This is a genomic window from Paraburkholderia sp. FW306-2-2C-D06C (genome assembly GCF_058781505.1).
This window is the reverse complement of the sequence record NZ_JBYSWU010000080.1, coordinates 1-20,978: the sequence shown is the minus strand read 5'-3', so window position 1 is coordinate 20,978 and position 20,978 is coordinate 1. Positions and strand designations below refer to the sequence as shown.

The window sequence follows — 20,978 nt, the reverse complement described above, 5'->3', positions numbered from 1 at the left end:
AAAATCGATCCCGTTCGCTAGCAGCCAAGCCTCTCGCGCGTCAACGTCAATCGTGACGGTACTCATCGAGTGCTTACAGATAGGCCGCAGCAGAGCAGCGTTCAAGAAAGAATGCCGGAAAGAAGGCCCACGCCAGGTTGGAATGGAACAGCCCGTTCGCTGGTTCCACCGGCAGCCAATTTCACACCCGCTCTACGGCTTTGTCGAACGATGGTTACGCTAGGTATTCAAGCGAACGAGTCGCCGTGTTGAAATGCTGGTGACGTTCGCCCTGTGTGGACCTCATGCGAATGATACGTTCTCAACAACGAACGCTGAAAATGGAGGACACATCACCTTCTTCGAAATACATGCGGTCAAGCGATAGCGTTATCCCGAACATTGAAGCTTGTCGCCGGCCAGTGGCTCCCCAGAATTCAACCTGCCCGCGCTGGCCGACAACAATGACTTCGGCGGCACCGCCTTCCAGATAGCTTTTAACCCTTCGGTCTATGTCCTGTGTTCTGTCGCTATCGAGAAGCACCTCAACACAAAGGTCGGGTACGAACGGCACGGGGTCGTCGCGGTCGAAACCCTCCCACTTGTCGCATGGCATCCATACGACGTCCGGGACCCTGATGCCAAAGGAGGGTGTGGCGACGGGTACCGACATGACAGCAAGATGGCCAATCTGCTCGGTCACATGACAGAAAATATCAGTGAGCACTATCTGGCGCCTCGCCGACGGGAGCGAATTCATCACCACCTTACCGCGCTCGTCCAACTCGTACGGTTCCCGCTGACCAAATTCCGCCCTCGCAGTCAGGCGACGCCATACCGCCAGCAATCCGTTGCAGTCCAGGAGAGTAGGCACGTCCATGAGCTTCTCGCAGGGAAGGTCCTTAAGCGTATACCCTCTCGCCCCGATTTAACAATTATGCATGTGTGCGCTGCAACATTTAAGCGGCTTTCACGGCCGACGCCGGCATCAGTCTATTTTGTTCATGCGGGATTGCGGCGAACCGACCCACGTTCGTTTTCGGATAGGCGACGAATCCGGCTCGCCTTTGCCTGATGGGTCAGCCACATCTCGATGAAGCCAAAATGTGACCTCTGCCGCTGGGTTGCCCCCGTCCGGGCATGTGTGTTGCTGTGCTGTTGCTATTTTCATGAACGTGTGCGGTGAAATCGTCCATCTGCTTGCGAGGCAGCCCTTCACACCCTAAGGTTCAAGTAGTTTCTCAAGTCTGTTGTGCACTGCGGCAGGAGGAAGAGATGAGAACCACGACGCGACATCTCGTACGGTTGCTGTCCGATATCAAGCGTGCCCATGAATGCAGGACGCTCCGGGCGGTCGCCACCCGCAACACGATGCACCTGGCGACGGAGGAAGCCGCCACTGAGTCGGCCTCGCGGAACGACATCCATCGCGACGAGACGCGCCGCTTGTCGGCGGAAATCTACCTCCTGCCCGGTCCCGAAACAGGCTCTCGGCTGCACTAGAAGTGTGCGTGCGAGGGCATTGGCTGAGGCCAGTTCACATCTTCGCGCCAGGCAGCAGGAACCGTAACCGGCGTGTTAGCGCCAGGAAAGCTGATAGAGCGTAGGATTGGGACACGGTCTTGTGGACTAGCGCGGTGCCGGCCCATGCCGGTCCTGCATCGTGTGCCCGCATCCTGGTGAAAGACATCATGAAATTCGTTGCAGCGACAACCGGCATATTGAACGAGCCAGGCAAATGAAGGAGAAACATCGCTTTGGGGCTGGTCGACTCAGGGTGTGCTCCGCCGTCTGGCCACAGGAGGTCCAACATGAAACTAGACGCCGCCATGTTTGTGCGACTGCGCCGTCTCGCTCCGGTTCTCGATGACGTACTCAACGCAGGCGAGGTCGAACACGCAGACCAGGCCATGGACCTCGCTTCACTTGCTGAGCTGTGCTCACAGTTGTTCGACGCGTACCACTGCGAACACCCGGGCGAGATTGCGCAAGCACGACTCGACGCTCTCGAGTCGCAGTAACATACTTCGTCTGGACAAACCCCACACGGCTTACCAAACAACGGGAACGCAGTCCTGAATCATCGGGCGTGCTGATAGTACGTCTTTTCTTGCATCGCGGCACTTTATACGAGACAAGGTGTTGCACCTCACATTTGAGACCGCCGCCCGAATTGACCCGTACTCCGCAATCGGCTACAAATTCGGTGTCGGAGTCTTGGATAGCGGTTTCAACACTGTGGTTGAGCGCCGGGCAGTAACTTCCGCTGTTGCAATATGTACAAGATTCAGGCGTACGGAATTCGGTGCGCTCTTTACACTTTGTTGGATTGAATGATGGAAACAGGCACAGTAAAGTGGTTCAACGACGCGAAAGGCTTCGGCTTTATCACGCCGGACGACGGCGGTGCGGACTTGTTTGCCCACTTCTCGGAAATCAGGGCAGCGGGATTCAAGTCATTGCAGGAAAACCAGAAGGTCAGCTTCGACGTGAAGATGGGCCCGAAAGGCAAGCAGGCCGCAAACATCACGCCGGTCTAAGAGAAAATCTGCATCACTGCAGCATACGATGCCCGGTTCGCCGGGCATCGTCCATTTCCGACGACGCTCAGCCATGGGAGCATTGCTGCCACCTGGCGGACTATTCCTGACACCACGAGTGCATTATTCGGCCGCCTCGAACTTGCGCAAACGCAAAGGGAAGCCGCGGAAGGCTCGCGCTTGGCCCGATTGGCATCGGCGGTTCAATCCGCGCCAGCCGTCGACCAGCACCTCGGCGCCTACCGTCCGCGCCGACTCATCCGGCGCCGGATACACGACTGTGTCCTCGGAATCTTTGACACTGAAGCGGACGCCCAGCAGGCGGGACTCGCTGAGGCCCGTGCTTGGGTCGACAACCACCGGTAGACGCATGCAGCTATGCCCGTTGCGCGAACGCGTCGCTGGTCGCCAAGGCCCGAGGCCTTTCAAACTCTGAGTACGTCCTTTCACTCCTGATGCGTAGTCACGAGAAGCCTACGGTCCTGCGAAGGCCTTCCGTTAAAAGAGTCCCACGCAACATATGGCTTTATTCGAGAATGAGCTAGCGACCTAGAGAGATGCCCGCAAGCGTCTGGCCTGCACTATGCACCAAGTCGCAGATTTCAGCGATACGTGACGCAAACTTCGGGCAGAGGTCGGCTGCTCGGTCGCCCTCTCTCCGCAGGTCCGTTTCAGAAAAGTCAGGCCAAAGGAACCCCATTGCGGACGACGACCTCAAGTAACACCCAGGCGACGGCTTTCCGACAGACGCGAGACGCGGCGTCGATGGACGAGCGGGTCGGACGCTAAGTCGCGACGACACGCTCGACGGCGATGCTCCAACTCAATGGCCGTGAAAGATGTCGCATGGAGTCCTCGGAATGCAGGACGGCGAGCGCATACTGCCTGCCGCTGCGCTTCCCGTGGCCGGAACCCCGCCATACGATGTGTCAGTGCCGGGCTGCGCAGGCGCTTCCGACTTCTGCATCGCTGACTGTGTGGATGGTGGCGCCGTTTGCGGCGCGCTCTGGGCGTGTGCCACTCCGCCGACTGCGAACAGGCAGACAGCGCCCGCCGCCAGTATCAGTTTTGAATTCATCTCAACTCCTTGGTTCATCCGCAAGTTGCCTAAGACATTTTCCCGCTCCTTGCTGATTTCCGATTTCCGCTCCGCGAAAGGACATTCAGCGTCGATGCTGACGCCGTTCAGGCGAGCGAATCCAATCTCGGCTTTTCGAACGCATTGCGCGAGAAGCCGAGCCCGCTAGATGACTATCTGGACAATGAATGACGCGACGTTGATAACGCGCGAGGCAGGACGGTGCGCCGGTGCGCAATAGATACGCTGGGGACAGGACGTTGTAAGTCCGTTGGCCAATAGAAACCCGTGCTACAAGTACGTTATAGGCCTGTAAGCCGGCAATTGACAGGGCAATCGCGAAGCGGCAAATCCGGAGCAATCCACGGGCGCGTTGCGCGCCCTTAAGCGAGTGCGTACGGCAGACTGTCTTATCCGCCTTCTGAAGAAAACATACGCTCCATCAGTAGCTGGTCACCGCTCCACACAGGGCAACACGCCGAGGCGGCCATGCGCGGCGAAAGGCTTGAGCACGGAGTCAGAACAGGGTTCCGCTCTAAATCGGAGCAAAGACCACCGCTCCGCTAACCTCAATGTTCCTCGTTAACCAGGGTATCGAGGGCGTCCGTGAGACTAATGGCGAACAGGCAGAAGTGGTTGTTCGCACGCTCGAGGAACTTCGCGATTTGGACCTCCGCAAAGGGAAATAACACCCAACCTTCGAGCAGCGGCGCCTCCCGGGCAGATATGGTGTGGTCGATTTTTTCCGTCCGCGACGTGGCGTCTCCGAGAGCCGAGGAAGCTACCTTCCGACTCATTATTGGCGCGTGGCGTTTGAATGGCGCAATCTCTACTACGCATGCGCCATCTGTAATAGAAACAAACGTGATTACTTTCCAGTTGTGGGAAATCGGGCCCCTCCTGACGCGAACGCCAATCAAGTCCAGGCGGAGACGCCCCTTCTCATCGGCCCGTGTGCCGACGACCCTAGTTCGCACCTTCTCTTCGCCGAAGACGGACTTGTCTTCGGACTAACCGATAGAGGGAAGACTACCATCAAGCTGCGCGGCCTAAATCGAGAAGCACTTGTACTTGAGCGCCAGAAGGCAGTGCAGCACGTTCTCGCTGCGTCGGGTCCGTTACGACTACGAATGCTCGAGGAGACGGAGCCGTACCTCGCGGCAAAACTGGAAGCCTTGTCACGCCAGCAGCGCGACAGCCCGGGCGCGCGGGAACGAGCTCAGTCTGAGTCCGTTCTGAGGCGAGAACAAGCCGGGCATACCGAGAGCGCACCAGTGGCAACGAATAAGGGCGAAGGTCTGGATGCGTACGAGGAAGTCGCGCGCTATGTCGAGTCGGTATCGCTGACCAACATCGGGCCTTTTGTCAATCTTAAGTTGGAGTTAGGTGCGGTCGACCAAGCGGGAATGCCTTGCTTTGCTGCCCTCGGCGCGCTCCCAGACACCCGAAGCTGGACTTGCGCGAGAGGTTTGCTCCTCTTGCCCTTGCTTCAAACCCTTTCTCATAGCCGTTTACGTGGGCGCAGCCTTCTTCGGAGGGGTACAGGTCATTGTTTTTGCCTCACTTCGGCGCCAAACCCCTTGTTTTAGGGCCTCGCCCGTTGCAGATTCACATCCGTGTTGCTACGCTAGCGCCAGCCTGAGGATTTAGACCTTTGCGTATTGTCGGTGACTACGCAAAGGCAAAGGTCTCGGGCCAACCTTTGACCAATGACGAGGAATCTATGGCAACAACGAGTGCAACGAAAGCCGCAGCAAAGCCGGCGCCGAAGAAAGCGGTGACTCCGGTCGAGAAAAAGGCGAAGGCGTCCCCGGTGAAGAAGGCTGCGGCCTCTGTCACGAAGAAGGCGGTCGCTGCCGCCCCGCTGAAGCCCATCAAGGATTCGTTCACGAAGGCTTCGCTCGCCACCCACCTTGCCGAGCGCGCAGGCGTCGAGCCGAAAGCCGCGAAGGCTTTGATGGCCGCACTGGAAGAAACGGTGCTCGCGTCGGTCCACAAGAAGGGCGCGAAGGAGTTCACGCTGCCCGGTCTGCTGAAGGTTGTTGCTCAGGACGTGCCGGCAAAGAAGAAGCGCTTCGGCAAGGACCCGTTCACGGGCGAAGACAAGTGGTTTGCCGCAAAGCCCGCTTCGGTGCGTCTGAAAGTGCGCCCGCTGAAGAAGCTGAAGGACGCCGCTCTCTAAACCGAGCCGCTGGAAAAGAAGCCCCTCGCGACGGAAGTCTGAGGGGCTTTTTTGCTTCTATACGTGAGACACACGGGCCTTCATTTAATCTGACTACTCAAGATGAGCTGGGCGATACAGCCGAGCACCGGGGTGCGCCCAATGTGTGAATGCGACCGGGATTCCTGCGTCATGAAAGTCGTGCACTGCGGGCCGCTGCGCGCGCGGCAAGGATGCCACCCAGCGCGCCACCGAGATGGCTCTGCCACGACACGCCAGGGTAGAGCGGCATCAGGCCGAAGAGCATGGTCAGCCCGTAGCTGCCCGCGACGAACAGCGCCACCAGCATCGCGAGAATGTGCCGCGTGTAGTAGCCCCGTGCGACCAGGTAGCCAGCGTAGCCGAACACCAGCCCGCTAGCGCCGATGTGCACCGTGTAGGGCGCACCGACCAGCCAGGCGCACAGGCCCGCGCCCAGCATCGCACCGATTGTCGCCTGCCAGAAGTTCGCGATGCGCGGCCACATGCACAGCCAGCCAAGGACGAGCAGGCCGCCCGTGTTGGCTATCAGGTGCACGAGGCTTGCGTGCAGCCACGGGGCAAACAGGATGCCCTGCAGCCCGCTAAGCGTGCGCGGCACCACGCCGTGCTGTTTCAGATGCGGGAACGGCAGCGCAGCGGACAGGAAAAAGACCAGCCACATCGAGCCGACAAAGGCGGCGAGAAGCAGAACGCGCGCCTTGAGCTGCGCGAGGAGCGAGTCCGCGGCGGAAGTCGCGCCAGCGAGCCGTATCGAGTCTTGCGGCATTGCGAGTTACTCCGAGCGTAGCGTGAACCCTTGCGCACGGACTGGGCGAGTTGGGTCTCGTCGAAATGATGCGTGTCGCGCGAGACACCGGTGCCGACCAGGTAGTGCGTGAAGTACGGCAGGAATGCTGCCACATTGTCCAGGGTCATGCCGGTGGCTACCGCAACTCCGCCGCCCTCAAGCGCCTCGCTCATGAGGCGGCCCTTGCGACGTCCGGCGCGTGGCCGGCAGAATACCAAGGTGCGCATGCCCTCGTCGACATCCAGGAATTTTCTCGACTCTGGCGATGGCCTGGTTGTGCGGCATGGTGGTTTGCGACGCGTTTTGATGTTGCTATGTCTACGCCGCGGCTCTCAGGTCTTCCATCGCACGACGCCTGAGGTTCTGTCATTTGTCAGCCTCGAAGGCCATCACCAAAATCTGGTGTCGAGTTGCACCATCAAGACTCGCGGCCTTAACTCCGGCAGGCCGGGCGTTGTCCGAATTAACCGTTACGTCGTCGAACATCAGCAGCGTCGGCCACCCTGCCGCGCGAAGCATGTCCATGTGGGCGCCGAAAGATTTCACGTACTTGCGATAGTCCGTTTCGATTTGAGCCGAGCAGCACATACCTCACTCCGGTGGCTCGCCCACTGTCCTCACAGCGCGTCGTGACAAAGCACCATCATCCGCTGCACCATCGTGCTCGAACCGTTGAGTTCCATTTCACTGGTAAACAGTGCCTGCACGCTGGACAGCCGAACCGCGACTCCGGCCTCCAGCAGGTCACTGCTGGCAATCTTGAGGGCAAGCTGACCGAGACGAACCCGGTCGAGCCAGTGCATCTTGAGCCGGTCCTTTTTTAGCCGCGAACGGCAGCAATCGACGACGTGGTCCACGCGCCAATCGTTAGTCAACGCATATGATGCCGCTGCAATCGCGACAAGAAAGCACAACAACTCGGGACGTGCACTATCTGGCTCAATGAATTCGGGTTTCGCCATGCTTATCTGCCTGCCTACGGTCGATACTCAGCTCCAGCAGATGTGGGCGCAGCCACGAGAATCAACGCAAGTGCAAATTTGAAATTTCTCGTCGACGAATCGTTGACCGTGGTTCGACCCCATCTATTGCAAGCCATTGGTGCATTGTATGAGAGAGTCTAGGACTACTCACGCGCGCGCCGGTTCAACACTTCGCGCGTCCCCGGCAACATCCACGAACGGGCTTCACACTGCGCGCCTCCGGTTTGAAAGCAAAACGCGAGTTGGTTGCAGTGCAATGGACAAAGGCTCGGCGAGTGTCGGGCCTCGTCGCTTTACGATTTCGACAATCAGGCCATCGGATGCCGGTCGCAGCAGTGCGAGCGACGAATCTTGCGCTGCAGCCAGCGGCCTTACCACGACGAACAGGGTTTCGGACGACTGCGCGGCAAGATGCAAACGGCGCAGCGAGGAAGCCTGAACATGCTGCGTCCAATAAATCAGCGCAGCGCAACTGCCTGCTCGCAGGATTTGTTCGGCTGACCATAAAGAGTCGGCAGTCTTCTGCGCCTTTACGAGCATTACCTGCTCAAGGGAAAGACCGATGTGGTGCTGTCCGAGGCCATCTGGCGCATGCGGTGGCTGCAAAAACGCGATGGGCCGCTTGCCAACCGCGCTAAGCGCGGGCTGAAGGAGCCTGACCTCCTGCGGACAAAGTCGGATACTCGAGCGGATGAGGACGACCCAAGAAGCGGCGACCTCCAAGCGCGGCGAATCGTCAGGCAGACCTTGCCTTCGAGTGCGCAAGACGCCATGATTGGCGAGACCTCAGAATTTGCTATCTGGGCGGTAATCGTGCCCCGAAAAAAGCGTGTATTGCACCGTCGAGGAAATCGTGGACTGGAAGTTCTGGAACAAGACAAGCTCGCCTGCTCCCGGTGCGTCCGAACGGCCAACCGACACCTATGAGGCGTTGCGGCATCTGCTTGGTATGCTGATGCAAGCAGACACGCCGCCTTTTTCAAACTGGCACGCACCTGACATAGTGTTCGCGCCCAACGTTGAGAACGTCGCGCGGAGTGCGACGAAAGGCTATCTGCTCGCCCTCTGGTTCTGGGTCTTTGCAGAAAAGCATGGGGTGGTCGCCGCGAGAATGGCTCGCGACACGTTTTGCCTGCTCGCGGACGAGACTCAGCCGTCCACGGGGGACGTTCTTGACAATCTGATTGAACTGGAGAATCGTCTTATCCAGTCATTCGACGCGACTCCGATTGAACAACGCAGCTTCCTACAAAGTGGCCAGATGGTGACGCTGTCAATGGAGTTTTTTCTGGCAACAGGCCTCCTGCTTCAGTCCCCCGACTCGCCTCACTATGGTCGCTCGGGTGTCGACTTCGAGGGCAACGACATCAAGCTGGCGGGTTGCCTTCGCAGTGCCACTGAGGAAGCACTGCCGCTTTTCAAACCGATGGTACAGGCTATCCCGGGCTTTGACGCCCGCACCCTGCCTCGGTGGAAATGGAGCGCGGCGCAGGGTGCCATGGAGCGGCATCTGCAGCGGCGCTATAACAATCCCCTGTTTCCCCTACATCGCCAGGTTGTCACCTCAAGCGACGTCTATGAAGCGCGTGTCGCGGACTATGAGGCGCTAGTTAATATTCGCAACGAACTCGCTGAACTCGCCCGGGAGTTTTATGGATTCACAGAGCTGCCCGCCGACTGGCACCCACTTCTGAACAGGCTGAGAGAGCGGTTGGACAAGCTTGAAGACCATCGTCTGATGGCCGGGGGCGAAAACGAGTCGCTCGGAGGCGCAATTGCAGAACTGCGGGGCAAGGTCATGGACGTTTGGCGCTCGGCGCTTCACAACAATGCCCGCCATCTCGCGGCGCTCGAGAAAGCCGAGACCGTTCAGCGGGAACGCCATGCTGCACTATATGCAACCGACTGGATGCGCCAGCTACGCAGTCACGCTTCGCCGATACCGCCGCAAGAAGTGGTCGCAGCGCTTTTGAGTGACTCGCCGACAGAAATTGAAACAGCGGTTGCCGCACTGCAGACCGAGCCACAATTGCACAGCACGCTCGAAAACTGCCGCTCGTATGCACACAGGCTGGTGGCAGAAGTCCGCGCGGCGGGCCATGCCCTTCCCGACATTGACGAAAAATTGCGCATCCTCGACGGAGATTATTCCTGAGGCGGTTGAGTCCCCCGCTGACTCAGCATCCGACGCAGCCTGAGTCGATGAGGCGCCGGCGCTCCGTCAGGGCGCCTCGCTTTCACAACCAGAGCCATACCCAGCTACCGCATCACGACTATTCTTGCGCTTCTCTCAGTCACGCGCGCGACACCGGGCGCGAAGCCACCGTCCGGCCGTGCGGCGATAGGAACGTTCAAGCTCTTTTCCGCCTCGGTTTGTGACTTCGGCATCCCGATGACGGCGCGCGACCAGGACAGCCAGCGCCGCATCTACAAAATGTAAATGCGAGATATCTCTCCCGTGCCGTCGGTGAACTCAAACACATCCAGGCGACCAGCTCTGACGTGAAGCAGAAGCCGCTCGACGTCCTCAATCGCGACCGCAAGAGACGGGTTGAATTCAACTTCGGATGTGAGTTCCCGCCTTCTCTCGAGAAGTCGTTCAATGGCGCTAGCGCGGGAAACAAAGAGTTGCTCCATCGACAACCGCCAATCTGCTAGAACCTGTACCGGCTAACGCTGCGCCGGCAGGCCAATCGCGTTGGGGCGCGAATTACCTCACCGCTCAATCCGGCAGTGCCTTTCCCAGCGCAGAGGTTGTGGTCGCGGGCAACGCCAGGCGCGCCGCCTTTCGTATTGTAGGACAAACACATTCCTGTCGCCGCCCCACGGCGGCGACCGTCCCAACAAGCGCCCTTGGGTACGAAGGTGCAGCGTTTGATGACCTTTCCGTGAACCAGGACACGTCAACGTCACAGGAAACTATCGCGTCGTAGGCGTGACCTTCGTCGCCTGCCTCGACGGCGAGGTCTAGTTTGCGGATGTCGACGAGTGGCCCGAAGAGACGGCATGCCTTGCCTGCAACACCCTGACCGCCGCATAGCTTGAGCGCATCACGCTTGGGCTGGCTTGCGCGACCGGCTCACAGAATCGCGACCCGCGTGTTAGGCGCGTGACCGTACTGCTCTCGACCAATGGCTACCGCGGCATCTATTTACCGACACCATGCCCGCAAACTACGGTAATTCGGTGGTCGGGCGCGTGGGGAGCAGTCACGGGCGCTAGAGCCATGAGCTTTGGGGCCGTGCCCTTCGCGCTCCGGGCCGATTCTTAACCCATGTGCAAGCCGCCGTTAAGCGAGAAATCTGCTCCGGTCGCGAAAGCCGCTTCATCACTCGCAAGCCACGAGAACGATTGATGCAATCTCAGTGGCCTCTCCGAGACGCCGGACCGGAATGCTCTGGACGATTGCATCCAATACTTCGGGACGTACGGCACGAACCATATCCGTCCCGATGTACCCGGGGGAAACCGTATTCACCGTGATGCCCTTTGTCGCTACCTCCTGAGCAAGCGACATCGTGAAGCCGTGAATGCCCGCCTTGGCAGTTGAGTAGTTGGTTTGGCCAAACTGCCCTTTCTGTCCGTTCACGGACGAGATGTTGATTATCCGGCCCCACTCTTTGCTGACCATAGCCTCAATGACCTGTTTGGTCACATTGAAAAGGCTCGTCAGGTTCGTGTCAATGACATTGCTCCAGTTCTCTCGCGACATTTTGCGAAACACGCCGTCCCGCGTAATGCCGGCATTGTTCACGAGCACGTCAACGTCACCGACCTCTTTCTTCACCTTCGCGAGGGCGGCCTCCGTCGATTCCCAGTCCCCGACGTTGCCCTCCGAGGCGGTGAAGGAAAATCCAAGCTCTGACTGCTCGGCTAACCATCGCTCCCGTCGTGGCGAATTCGGTCCGCATCCGGCCACGACGGTTAGCCCATCCATATGCAGACGCTGACATATTGCTGTTCCAATTCCACCCATGCCGCCGGTCACGTACGCGATTCGCTTTGCCATGCTGCCCCCTCTCTCTTTTGTGCTACGTTCATGGAACAAAATGCTCTAAAGTGAAGCGTCAACGATTGACGTGGCGGTCCCGCTCATGAATTGCAGGTCAGGCCATTGGACCGATTCGCCCGGGTCCTGTATTGCACTATTCTTTCATGCAGAGAACAATTCGTCTCGCGAAAAAAGCGTCAATGCGTCCTGCATACTCCCTCGCGTCAGGCTGCATCTTCTCGGCGCATCCGATGCTTTTTAATATGTAATCCTTTGTGTATTCGCTTAAGCGCCAATACGACGACAGTGGCTCCCGTTCGTCTGATGGCATGGTCGCCCAATGCCATGTGCTTTCAGTTGCGCCGGTTGCTTTTTATTCACGCAGCGCCTGTCGTTACGCGTGCCGAGCCTTCAGTGAGTGAGTACCTCGCAGCTTTTGGGTGATGGGCTGCCGCGTAGGTATAGGTCGGGCGGTCCGCTGGATGCGCCCCTTGGTGAGTTCGACAGCGCGCCACAACGGCTTCGGCCGGTTGACTGCAACCCTTTTTGCGGCGTTGCACACGCCCAAGTAAACGTTCATGTGCGGCCTCCAAGCAAGGCCTAAGCGTTGACCGGGTTTTCCCTGGAGTACGGCTGTGCGTCAACATCAGCGGGGCATTCAGCGTCTCTCGCACACGCCGCGTATCGCCGCAACGCCACAAGCAATTGACATTCGCGCGCCCGGCCCTAGAATGGGTTCTGCTGCATCGCAACAACGCTTCCTACTCTGTGGCGCGTCGTTCGTGATTCCGTCCGGCGGTGTTCCGGAGATTCGCCACTTCAACCCCTATGGAGTTAGTGATGAGCGGTCTCACCCCTGAACAATTGGTCGCTGCGCAGAAGGTCGGTTTCGAAACGATATCTGGTCTCCTGACCAAAGCTTTCGAAGGCATCGAAAAGCTGGTTGCGCTGAACCTGCAAGTGGTCAAATCGACGCTCGCCGAAAATCAGGAAATCGCGACCAAGGCGCTTTCGGCCAAAGGCCCACAGGAGCTGTTCGCTCTGCAGGCCAGCTATACGCAGTCCGTGACAGACAAAGCGCAGTCGTACGGCCGTAACGTGTACGAAATCATCTCCAGCACGCAAGGTGAATTCGCGGCGGCGGCTGAAGCGCAGCTCCAGCAGCACTATCGGGAGACGCAAGAGTTCGTCGACAAGCTCGCGAAGAACGCACCGGCCGGAAGCGAAACCGCCGTGGCAGCATGGAAGACATTCATCACGACGGCCAGCGAAACGGCCAGCACGACGTATGAAGCTGCCAAAAACGCTACGAAGCAAGCGGTGGAGATTGCCGAAAGCAATGTTAGCGCTGCGTCGTCGGCCTCGGCTAAGCGGACTCGACACGCCGTCGTACCAGTCGCCGCCGTTGAGAAGTAATAGTGTTTTTGACGTCGGCCACCGCCGTCTAATTCTTCAAGCGAGCCTCTGCTCGCTTTTTTTTTGCGCGTGGCCTTTTGAAGCACAGCGGCGTCCAGCGCGCCTCGGACCCCGTCATGGGGCAGTGGCCTGAGCCAGAAATCCGCAGGCATGGTTGCGCGGGTAGCCACCGTTGCTTCGTTGGGTTGCGTCCACTGTCAATCATGCGAATTGACCAGACTCCTTGTGGCCGAAACTTCGTCGTGCCAAGTCCAATGGGGCACGACCGAACCAACGGGAGCGAGGTTGAAGGAGAAGCGGATGACCACCGCAGAAAAGTCCTTGCGTTCACTGGTTGAAAGATGGCTGACGCCAACTTCCGCGACACCAGTTCGGGTAACCCGATTCGGTCGCACAGCCTCGAACGGGAGACGTTATGTATGCGTTGAGGCACTGCGACCCGAAGGCCCGGTTGCGCTTTTTTTCTTCCGGCACGATGACGGTACCTGGCGCGTGTTCCCGCCTGAGAGCAGGAGCTAACAATACGTGCTTACACAAGTGTGTGATTGGGTTAGACGTCGCCGCTCGCTCCGCCCGGACCGAGCGGCTGCGCCGAGCCGCAACGGCGCTCATACTACCGGGTGTTTATACAGGTATGCGTTTTCTCGTCGCTGGAGTTTTGCACGGCCGGAATGGCGCCTTCGGTAGCGCTGCTTTGTCGCAAGGAGCCGTATGCCCACAGTAAGGAAGCCAACTGATGAAGCACTTGCGCTGGAACGAGTGGTGAATGCTGCTCGGGCAGTTCAAGCTGCGCTGGCCGCTCTTCAACCGCGCTTTGCTTCGGATGGAGACGGACAGCCGTCGACGCTGGAGCTCGTGGCGTTCGAAGTCGCGATGCAAGAACTGAAAGACGCGCGCGAAGCGTTTGACATCCTCATGTCCCGCACGTCAGGCGAAAATCCGACAGCGACGCATCTATAGCATGCAGCTCGTCACCGGTTCATCCGCTGTTTGCGACGTCCCGCCGCAGGCAGCTTCGTAGCTCAACTTGGCCGGTGGGTGCAGCCGACGCCGCGACGGATGTTCGGCCGGGCAATCGAACCCCGATGAAATGCAAGCAATGGGAGATGTTTCATGCGTATCAACGGTGCGACAGGCACGATGATTCTGATGACTGAGCGAGACGACACGACCGGCCAAGACGTGCGCGTCTTGCGACTGGAAGCGGCGGCAGACGGCAAGGCCGTCCTGCTCATCGACGTCGACCAACGGAAGCCCGGCATTCATCGCGAAATACGCTACGAGATTACTGCCGCAGAGCTGATTGCAGCGATTCGTGCGCATGGTGCTGAGTTGCTTGGGGAGTAGCCCAATCCGTGAAGTACGCTACAACTCGGGGCCCCTGGACCAGCACCGGTCGTTCCACCGCCCACTAAGCCCGACCTGGCCCCACCCTGGAACGGCGCGCCGGCGAGCCAACGGCTGACGAGCGCGTCGCGTTCCCAGGGGCGATTTCCCGAACCGCCAGTGACATTCAGTACAATGGACATTCAATTGCGCCGGCATACTCTGCGGGACCGTTACTGGCAGTTAAACGTTGAACTCAGACACGCATTATCAGACGCTTGGCGTTGCGAGCACCGCGTCTGCCGACGATATCGTGAAGGCGTACCGCCGATTGGCGATGCGCTGGCACCCGGACCGCAACCCGGCCAACCCGCACGACGCCAAAACGCGGTTCCAGCAAATCAGGAGCGCGTACGACGTGCTGAGCGACCCGCGCAAGCGAGAGCTTTACGACCTCCAGATTTCACCACGCCGGTCTAGCTCATCCGGCAATGCGTCGCCAGGCTCGTCCTTTGACGAGGCCGTCCGGGCGCAATGGAACAGGCGACGTGGACCGCCGCCGGTCCAAGGTGCGGATATCGAATGCAAGATGACGGTCCCGCTCGAAACGGTAATTTTCGGCGGCGCTGTGGACGTAACGATGCGTGCGCCGAGGCCGTGCGGGACCTGTGACGGAAACGGCAAGCTCGCCGGTCGTTTCGCGTGTCCGTCATGCGGCGGCGACGGCAAAAACGGCCATGGGCGCAACTGCAGAACGTGCAGTGGCTACGGCGCGGTCGACGAGACACGATGTCCGAACTGCAACGAAAAGGGCGTAGTCAAGACTGAGAAGACGATAAGGGTGACTGTCCCGCCCGGTGTCGCCGAAGGCACGGTTCTGCGTGTTAAGGGCGCTGGAGGCCCTGGTCTGAACGGGGGTGCGCCGGGTTCGGCTTTCTGTCGCATCAAGATTCAGGCGCATCGCACCTACGAGTTGCACGGCCTTACCCTGACCCGGGACCTTACGGTGGACTTTGTCACAGCCATGCTGGGCGGCTCGGTCCCGGTCGAGTTATTCGGCACGCAGGTCAAGGTCGCCGTGCCGCCAATGACCCGAGCAGGGAAAATCGTCACGATGGAAAAGGCGGGGTTGAAGAATTCGAAGACCGGAGAGAACGGTGACCTCAAATTCAAGGTCGTCATCGATTTGCCTGCCAGTGCTCACCAGTTAAGGTCCGAGCACAAAGAAATACTGCGGGCAATGTTCAACGCGGCTGCCGCTAAGTGAGGGTTCCAGCGGCGGCGCGCGTCCGCGTTGAATGACCGTGAAGTCGTGGGCGTTTGATTGCCCAGTGCGGTTTCGAACCGCACCGCAGCCTCGGCGTGCTTGTGCGGCGCCAGAAACGTTTTGAGGTGGCCGATGCCGCCCGTATACCCGCCACGCCCTGCGACACTTATTCCGACATTTTCTTGGCAAGGTCATGGACAACACGGGCACATGTGCCACAAGCATCTGAAGCTGGACGACTATCCCCTGCCAGCCCCGGACGCTGGCACACGCTGTCGGTCGTGGGCCCCCGTGCGAAAATTCGCTAACCGTCCATCGCCTCAAGCGCGGTGACCGCCAAGCACACATCCATTGAAGCCGCTAAATTTGCAATCGGAGGCGGCCGGCGAACCCATCGAGCTTGTCGGGCTCCCCCTTGAGGCGGATGCCGTGTCGCGATGGGCTGTTGCTCCGGAATAGCGTGCGTCGGATACCTGGGGCGTGCCTCACTCGCTTAACGAGGGACCACACTTACGCGTAGCACCCGTGCACTACTCGCGCGAGGTTCTCGCCCGATTGTCTTCCGCATTGGGAAGCGACCGTGGCGCCCGCTCCCCTGTGCTGGGCATCACCGTAGAGATTGCGTGCTTGTATACCATCTGGTGGCCGGACGGGGACTCCAGGAGAACTACGTATGAGTCGAACGACGCGACCTGGCCGCTCAGTCTGATTCCGTTAATCAGGTAAACGCTTGCCGGGGTCTTTCCCTTGAGCAGTGTCTGCAGGAATTCGTCTTGAACTGAGGCTTGATTTGACATGTTGTTCTCCGCCGCCGGTCGTGCTCCGGGACATTGTACGCTTACACCTTCAGTGAAAGAGTGAGGTGTTTTTGACGATGTCGGCCGCTAGCAGCCCTCCGGCACGGGCTCTCCGGTTTCACACTGGATAACCTGCTCGTGAATTCGGACGGACCGGCACAATAACCAAAGTTGGTTCTTGTCGTGTCCTAATATCACGCACGGCCAAAAAAATCCCGCTCGTAGTGGCAGGCTAAGCGCAGTCTGGGTTGCCTCAGAAGATGAGGCGGACCCAATAAGAAACTTCAACACGAGAGTTCCCTGCCGACCAGATGCGCAGCCATGCGTACAAGACGACTTTCTGCAGACGCTCGTAAAGGACAAGACCACCGTAAACGTGTTCCTCGTGAACGGCATCAGACTGAGTGGTCAACTGGCCGGCTTTGACCAGTTTGCAGTTCTGCTGGAGTCTGGTCCAGGCGTGCAACTTGTTTTCAAACATGCCATTTCGACCGTGATGCCGGTCAATGGCAAGAGCCCGGCACGTGAGCCGACCGAGGTGCCGGTGAGTGGTGACAAGTCAAACAACATGCGAGGCCGTGTCCGATGAGAACTGCCATGACATGCTGTGGCCTAGCCTTCACTTGCGCATAGCCACGCGACGTCCACGCCGAGAAGTTCAGAAAGGCGCTCTCAATCCGTACTCTTCGAAACGGTAACTCCGGCGCGTCAAAGGGGCACGCCTCGTTCCGCCGAGCCGAGAGACCGGACCACCCGACTGGAAGTAGTCGTCACTGACCTTGGGCTCTCGCACAGACGGTTAAAGTCGCGGGGGTGACCTGTTTTCGGTCTCGCGCTGCGGTCTCGACATTTTCGGAAGCAACGGGTAGCGCCCCTGGTTGTCGGCTGTCATTTCCCCATGGTACAAAGAAACCGTCACGTTCTGCCGTTCCGCTGAATGTGACAACAAGACAAAACTTTTTGGAAAATTCAGGAAAATGGCAACAGGTACTGTGAAGTGGTTCAACGATGCAAAGGGCTTTGGCTTCATCACGCCGGACGGCGGCGGCGAAGACCTGTTCGCGCATTTTTCTGAAATCCAGGGAAACGGCTTCAAATCCCTCCAGGAAAACCAGAAGGTGAGCTTCGAAGTGAAGCAAGGCCCGAAGGGCAAGCAGGCTGCAAACATCACGCCGGCCTAAGAGGCAGCTCTTCTTTTGCAACGCAAGTGCCCGGTTCGCCGGGCATTGTGCTTTCTCGACGGCACATAGCCATGTGAGCATTGCCGACTGACAGAGTTTTTCTGCCGCCGGGCTTTGCGGTTTTGCTAGCCATTCGCGGGCACACTTGCGACACGCTCCCGTACAGCGTTTGCAATGCTCCTCCTGGTGCTCCTTGCATTCTGCGGCGCACGCAGCACACCTGCGCGCACAAGGCACCGATAGCCGTCGCGTGGCGGCGGCTGCATACCATGCCTCCGGATGCAAGGCGGCAGACCGCCGCGCAATCGACATCGAGTTTTATGCGTTCGGCCATTTCGGTCGCATGTTCCTCTCACAAACGGGAAGCGACGCAGTGGTCGCAAGCCGTCGCTCATGCGTCGAAGGCCGAGATGCAAGGTTGATGCTGTTCGTGTGCCATTTAAAGCTCCGCTGGAATGGCCGGCGACAAGACCGGCTCATTTCACCGAGCAACGCACGGACCCAGTCTGCACCGTTGTCCTTTTCGGCCTCCCGTGCCAGAGCCGGGGCGACCGCACTCAGGACCATCGGCGTGAGCCATCAGGTCAAGGTATTGCCTCTGACTGCGTGCGGACGCGGAAAAACCTTTCGACGGGAATAATCGCGACTATGCCGTCTCCGGCCGGCCCGACGCGCGCGATATCCATGATTGCTCTTACGAGGGTTTCAACGTCCGATGCCTGGGCGAAAATTTCGATTTTGAGGTGTTCGGTCGTCCAATCATCGGCAAACAGGTTTGGATGCGCGCCGAACCCTTTTACCTTGCTGACGGTTATGCCGTGGATATCAATAGCGCCGAGCCTCTTTTCCAGAGTTTGCAGAACGTCCGGCCGGACAACCGCCACAACACATTTAAGTTCCATGTCTTGCTCCTCGTTGACTCCTTGATGGAAGGACGTCATGTGCTGCTACCCCTTCGGCGCCCATCTTGCATCAACTACTGCCTTAATCTTCCCTGCATCTCGAACTCCGTCTTGTATCATCTGATAGTGTATCTCTGCCATACCTTGGGGAACCGGGCAAGTTACTGCAATCCGGTCTTCAAAGCATTGCAAGCGCAACGGCGGCGTATCGGCATTGGCGAGCGTGCTAAGTGCCTGCGCCAGCTTCTTCGGGTCGTTGGCCTCTTTTCCATTGACAGCGACCGTTGCTTCACGCGTAGCCCGCGCCGTCGCAGCATATGCGTCGATTACTTTTTTCGCTTACTTGACGGAATGCCGCTGAGATACTCAGTGCTGAAGTATCCTGGCCCCACTACCGTCACATGAATCCCCAACGGGGCGACCTCGATGGCCAAGCACTCGGTGATGCCTTCTACGGCAAATTTCGTCGCGCAATAGCTAGACGCGCCGGCGTCGCCGTGTTCGCAGCGGAAAACTCGCTCGGCGTTCGCTCCATCCGCCAGATTTCTTTGCCCGCGTGCCTTGGATGGCCCGTGAGATGTTGGTTGGGCGCCCGAGCCGACACGATGCGAGCGCGGCGCCTCATGCTACTGCGCCAAACAGAGCGCCAACACCTGATGACACGTCCATTGCCAGGGCACTCCAGAAGACCACGCGGATGACGCCTGCGCCGACTTTCGCTCCGCCCGCATTTGCGGCCAAGCCGCCCAGAAAGGCTAGCGAAACCAAGGCAGAGAAGACTATAAGTGGAACCAGCACCGGTTCGGGCGCCAGGGCGGCAACGATAGCCGGCAAGGCTGCGCCCACCGAAAAGCTGCAGGCAGAAGCCAATGCTGCTTGCAAAGGTCGGGCGGACGTCACTTTCGAAATGCCCAGCTCATCACGTGCGTGAGCGCCAAGCGCGTCGTGGGCCATGAGTATTTCGGCGACCTGTTTGGCTAGCGGCAAATCCAGACCGCGACGCACATAGATTGCCGCCAATTCTCGATGCTCGCGCGGAAAGTCGGCATCGAGTTCGGCCTGCTCTTCGACCAGAGCTGCCTTCTCGGTATCTGCCTGCGAGGAGACAGATACGTATTCTCCAGTCGCCATCGACATGGCCCCGGCTACCAGCCCGGCCACTGCCGTGAGCACAATGCTACTGTGAGCAGCGTGTGCTGATGCCACGCCGGTAACGAGGCTGGCAGTCGATACGATGCCATCATTGGCTCCGAGAACCGCAGCACGCAACCAGCAATGGTTTCAAGACGATGCTGTTCCTTACGTCGCCCTGGCATAATTCCTCCGCATTAGAAACGTTGATGCACTATCTCATGGCGGTGGACGCAGGAGCAGCCTGATTGTGTCGCTACGGTAGCGACATCGGAGAGCCAGCAATTAGCCAGCTCGCAGGCTTATGGGGCGCCGCCCGAGGGATGCGCTGCCCGCGCCAACGAATCTGGCGATTCGCGCTGCAGCTTTGGCTCGCGGCGGGACCTGTCGCTAATCACTTGATGGCGTCGGTGGTCGGTCATATTTTTCCAGCCGCGAATTTCTTCGCGTGTCCGAAACCGCCACAGCCTTCTTCGCCGCCAGGTTCTTCTGGCAGCGCCTTCCTGGTCGCGGTTTTGTCCATCACCGAGTTTGAGGGCTACCGATTTGGGGGCGTGAATGCGACGTGACCGTCGACGCTTATGCCGACAAGGAGTCGTTCTCTTTCAGGAATTCGCATCACTCGTCGGTTAGTCGAGACCCAGCATCGTGGGTTCGCCTCCTTTCCACGAGAAGATGCTTTCCTCGCCTCCCTGCAACTATGTGATGCCCGATGTAACGGTCAAGCACCGAGGGTGCCATCCATTGACCGTGATGCTGGTCCAGCAACGCTTCCTTATGCTGCCGGCAGCAGCATGTGCAGTCTATGTTGCACGTCGAGCTCATGGACTTTGACAGCAAATTGAAACGCCCCGTTTCTGGGGCGTTTCCGTTTCAGGCTTTCGACTTGTTCTTGGGGCGCTGCTTGGTCATTTGGGGGCTTTTCTCGCCCTGCGCCTTGCCGGCGGCCTTCGCCGGCGAGGCTACCTTCTTCTTGCTCGACATCTCGGCTTCAGCCCCGTGAGCAGGCGAGGCCTTTTTGGGCGACGGCATGATGTACTCCTTATGTCTTGTGCCGTTATGGCACTTTCCACAATAGGTGGCGTGCTGGCGAGAATCAAGGAGCGAAAGCAACGTACCCTGTGGACGCTCGGCAAAAAACCCGCCGACACCGAGGCCGGTTTCGGGTCGTCGCTCCCGAGTGGCGTAGCGCGTCCCCTGCCCGGGTGGTCAGAGCCCGCCATAGTGACCGCGTTGCGACGAACCCAAAGGCCAAATAAACTCGCCCTGGAGCGCCATCAACACATAGGAGGCGACGATTCATTTTTCCAGGAGACGGGTTAGACACTATGACTCCCGTGAGGCAAAGGCTGGCCTGCCGTGAGGAATCAGACGCGGGTTAGCATTGCTGCCAGAGC

At 59.0% G+C, this 20,978-nt stretch carries 19 protein-coding genes and 5 pseudogenes; 11 read left to right on the top strand and 13 right to left on the bottom strand.

The features are described 5' to 3' along the window. Positions 1-301 precede the first annotated feature (301 nt). Entirely contained in the window at positions 302-859 is a 558-nt protein-coding gene (locus AC3WLT_RS35135) for a Uma2 family endonuclease (RefSeq protein WP_492578469.1), read from the bottom strand. A gap of 395 nt (positions 860-1,254) precedes the next feature. Between AC3WLT_RS35135 and AC3WLT_RS35130 the strand changes: the two genes are divergently transcribed. From AC3WLT_RS35130 to AC3WLT_RS35115, 4 genes are all read left to right on the top strand, one after another. Next, positions 1,255-1,482 carry a hypothetical protein gene (locus AC3WLT_RS35130; RefSeq protein WP_492596189.1) on the top strand — a complete coding sequence of 76 codons (228 nt, stop codon included), beginning with the start codon at positions 1,255-1,257 and terminating at the stop codon, positions 1,480-1,482. A gap of 308 nt (positions 1,483-1,790) precedes the next feature. Then, positions 1,791-2,000: a hypothetical protein gene (locus AC3WLT_RS35125; protein ID WP_492596188.1), complete on the top strand. Its 210-nt coding sequence runs from the start codon at positions 1,791-1,793 to the stop codon at positions 1,998-2,000. 315 nt (positions 2,001-2,315) lie between these two features. After that, entirely contained in the window at positions 2,316-2,519 is a 204-nt protein-coding gene (locus AC3WLT_RS35120) for a cold-shock protein (RefSeq protein WP_154560554.1), read from the top strand. 2,801 nt (positions 2,520-5,320) lie between these two features. Next, complete coding sequence (locus AC3WLT_RS35115; protein WP_492596187.1) at positions 5,321-5,779, top strand: HU family DNA-binding protein; 459 nt, start codon at positions 5,321-5,323, stop codon at positions 5,777-5,779. A 169-nt stretch (positions 5,780-5,948) separates the two neighbouring features. Here the strand turns inward: AC3WLT_RS35115 and AC3WLT_RS35110 are convergent, their stop codons facing one another. The 4 genes and pseudogenes from AC3WLT_RS35110 to AC3WLT_RS35095 all read right to left on the bottom strand — a co-directional run. Continuing rightward, the gene (locus AC3WLT_RS35110) at positions 5,949-6,566 is read right to left on the bottom strand and encodes a rhomboid family intramembrane serine protease (protein ID WP_492596186.1); all 618 of its coding nucleotides are present in this window, start codon (positions 6,564-6,566) and stop codon (positions 5,949-5,951) included. 387 nt (positions 6,567-6,953) lie between these two features. Then, positions 6,954-7,175, bottom strand: a complete 222-nt coding sequence (locus AC3WLT_RS35105; protein ID WP_492596185.1) for a hypothetical protein — start codon at positions 7,173-7,175, stop codon at positions 6,954-6,956. Between the two features lie 29 nt (positions 7,176-7,204). Beyond that, positions 7,205-7,549 carry a hypothetical protein gene (locus AC3WLT_RS35100; RefSeq protein ID WP_492596184.1) on the bottom strand — a complete coding sequence of 115 codons (345 nt, stop codon included), beginning with the start codon at positions 7,547-7,549 and terminating at the stop codon, positions 7,205-7,207. Between the two features lie 225 nt (positions 7,550-7,774). Next, positions 7,775-8,233 (bottom strand): annotated as a pseudogene (locus AC3WLT_RS35095) (translesion DNA synthesis-associated protein ImuA); the annotation flags it as partial. Between the two features lie 190 nt (positions 8,234-8,423). On the opposite strand from AC3WLT_RS35095, the gene AC3WLT_RS35090 reads away from it, so the two are divergent. Further along, positions 8,424-9,725, top strand: coding sequence for a tryptophan leader peptide (locus tag AC3WLT_RS35090; RefSeq protein ID WP_492596183.1), 1,302 nt, complete (start codon positions 8,424-8,426; stop codon positions 9,723-9,725). 1,112 nt (positions 9,726-10,837) lie between these two features. Here the strand turns inward: AC3WLT_RS35090 and AC3WLT_RS35085 are convergent. Next, positions 10,838-11,579 (bottom strand): annotated as a pseudogene (locus tag AC3WLT_RS35085) (3-ketoacyl-ACP reductase). Between the two features lie 822 nt (positions 11,580-12,401). Here AC3WLT_RS35085 and AC3WLT_RS35080 point away from each other — a divergent pair. From AC3WLT_RS35080 to AC3WLT_RS35065, 4 genes are all read left to right on the top strand, one after another. Continuing rightward, positions 12,402-12,977, top strand: a complete 576-nt coding sequence (locus AC3WLT_RS35080) for a phasin family protein (RefSeq protein WP_492596182.1) — start codon at positions 12,402-12,404, stop codon at positions 12,975-12,977. Positions 12,978-13,688: 711 nt separating this feature from the next. Then, positions 13,689-13,937, top strand: coding sequence for a hypothetical protein (locus AC3WLT_RS35075; RefSeq protein WP_492596181.1), 249 nt, complete (start codon positions 13,689-13,691; stop codon positions 13,935-13,937). Positions 13,938-14,090: 153 nt separating this feature from the next. Continuing rightward, positions 14,091-14,324: a hypothetical protein gene (locus AC3WLT_RS35070; protein WP_492596180.1), complete on the top strand. Its 234-nt coding sequence runs from the start codon at positions 14,091-14,093 to the stop codon at positions 14,322-14,324. A 229-nt stretch (positions 14,325-14,553) separates the two neighbouring features. Then, entirely contained in the window at positions 14,554-15,570 is a 1,017-nt protein-coding gene (locus AC3WLT_RS35065) for a DnaJ C-terminal domain-containing protein (RefSeq protein ID WP_492596179.1), read from the top strand. Between the two features lie 6 nt (positions 15,571-15,576). Here the strand turns inward: AC3WLT_RS35065 and AC3WLT_RS35060 are convergent. Both AC3WLT_RS35060 and hfq (AC3WLT_RS35055) read right to left on the bottom strand, forming a co-directional pair. Then, a pseudogene (locus AC3WLT_RS35060) lies at positions 15,577-15,725 on the bottom strand (IS21 family transposase); the annotation flags it as partial. Positions 15,726-16,100: 375 nt separating this feature from the next. Further along, positions 16,101-16,367 (bottom strand): RNA chaperone Hfq, encoded by a 267-nt coding sequence (gene hfq / locus AC3WLT_RS35055; protein WP_492596178.1) that lies wholly within the window; start codon positions 16,365-16,367, stop codon positions 16,101-16,103. A 178-nt stretch (positions 16,368-16,545) separates the two neighbouring features. On the opposite strand from hfq (AC3WLT_RS35055), the gene hfq (AC3WLT_RS35050) reads away from it, so the two are divergent. Further along, positions 16,546-16,956, top strand: coding sequence for an RNA chaperone Hfq (gene hfq / locus AC3WLT_RS35050; RefSeq protein WP_492596177.1), 411 nt, complete (start codon positions 16,546-16,548; stop codon positions 16,954-16,956). A 388-nt stretch (positions 16,957-17,344) separates the two neighbouring features. Continuing rightward, complete coding sequence (locus AC3WLT_RS35045) at positions 17,345-17,548, top strand: cold-shock protein (protein WP_063500533.1); 204 nt, start codon at positions 17,345-17,347, stop codon at positions 17,546-17,548. A 144-nt stretch (positions 17,549-17,692) separates the two neighbouring features. Here the strand turns inward: AC3WLT_RS35045 and AC3WLT_RS35040 are convergent. The 5 genes and pseudogenes from AC3WLT_RS35040 to AC3WLT_RS35020 form a co-directional block, all read right to left on the bottom strand. Then, positions 17,693-17,888 (bottom strand): annotated as a pseudogene (locus AC3WLT_RS35040) (four-helix bundle copper-binding protein); the annotation flags it as partial. A gap of 244 nt (positions 17,889-18,132) precedes the next feature. Then, a complete protein-coding gene (locus AC3WLT_RS35035) occupies positions 18,133-18,450 on the bottom strand; it encodes a P-II family nitrogen regulator (RefSeq protein WP_172170488.1) in 318 nt (105 codons plus the stop codon). A gap of 326 nt (positions 18,451-18,776) precedes the next feature. Then, positions 18,777-18,992, bottom strand: coding sequence for an SDR family NAD(P)-dependent oxidoreductase (locus AC3WLT_RS35030; protein ID WP_492596190.1), 216 nt, complete (start codon positions 18,990-18,992; stop codon positions 18,777-18,779). Between the two features lie 79 nt (positions 18,993-19,071). Continuing rightward, positions 19,072-19,766: pseudogene (locus AC3WLT_RS35025) on the bottom strand (VIT1/CCC1 transporter family protein). A gap of 688 nt (positions 19,767-20,454) precedes the next feature. Further along, a complete protein-coding gene (locus AC3WLT_RS35020; RefSeq protein ID WP_492596176.1) occupies positions 20,455-20,613 on the bottom strand; it encodes a hypothetical protein in 159 nt (52 codons plus the stop codon). Between the last annotated feature and the right edge of the window lie 365 nt (positions 20,614-20,978).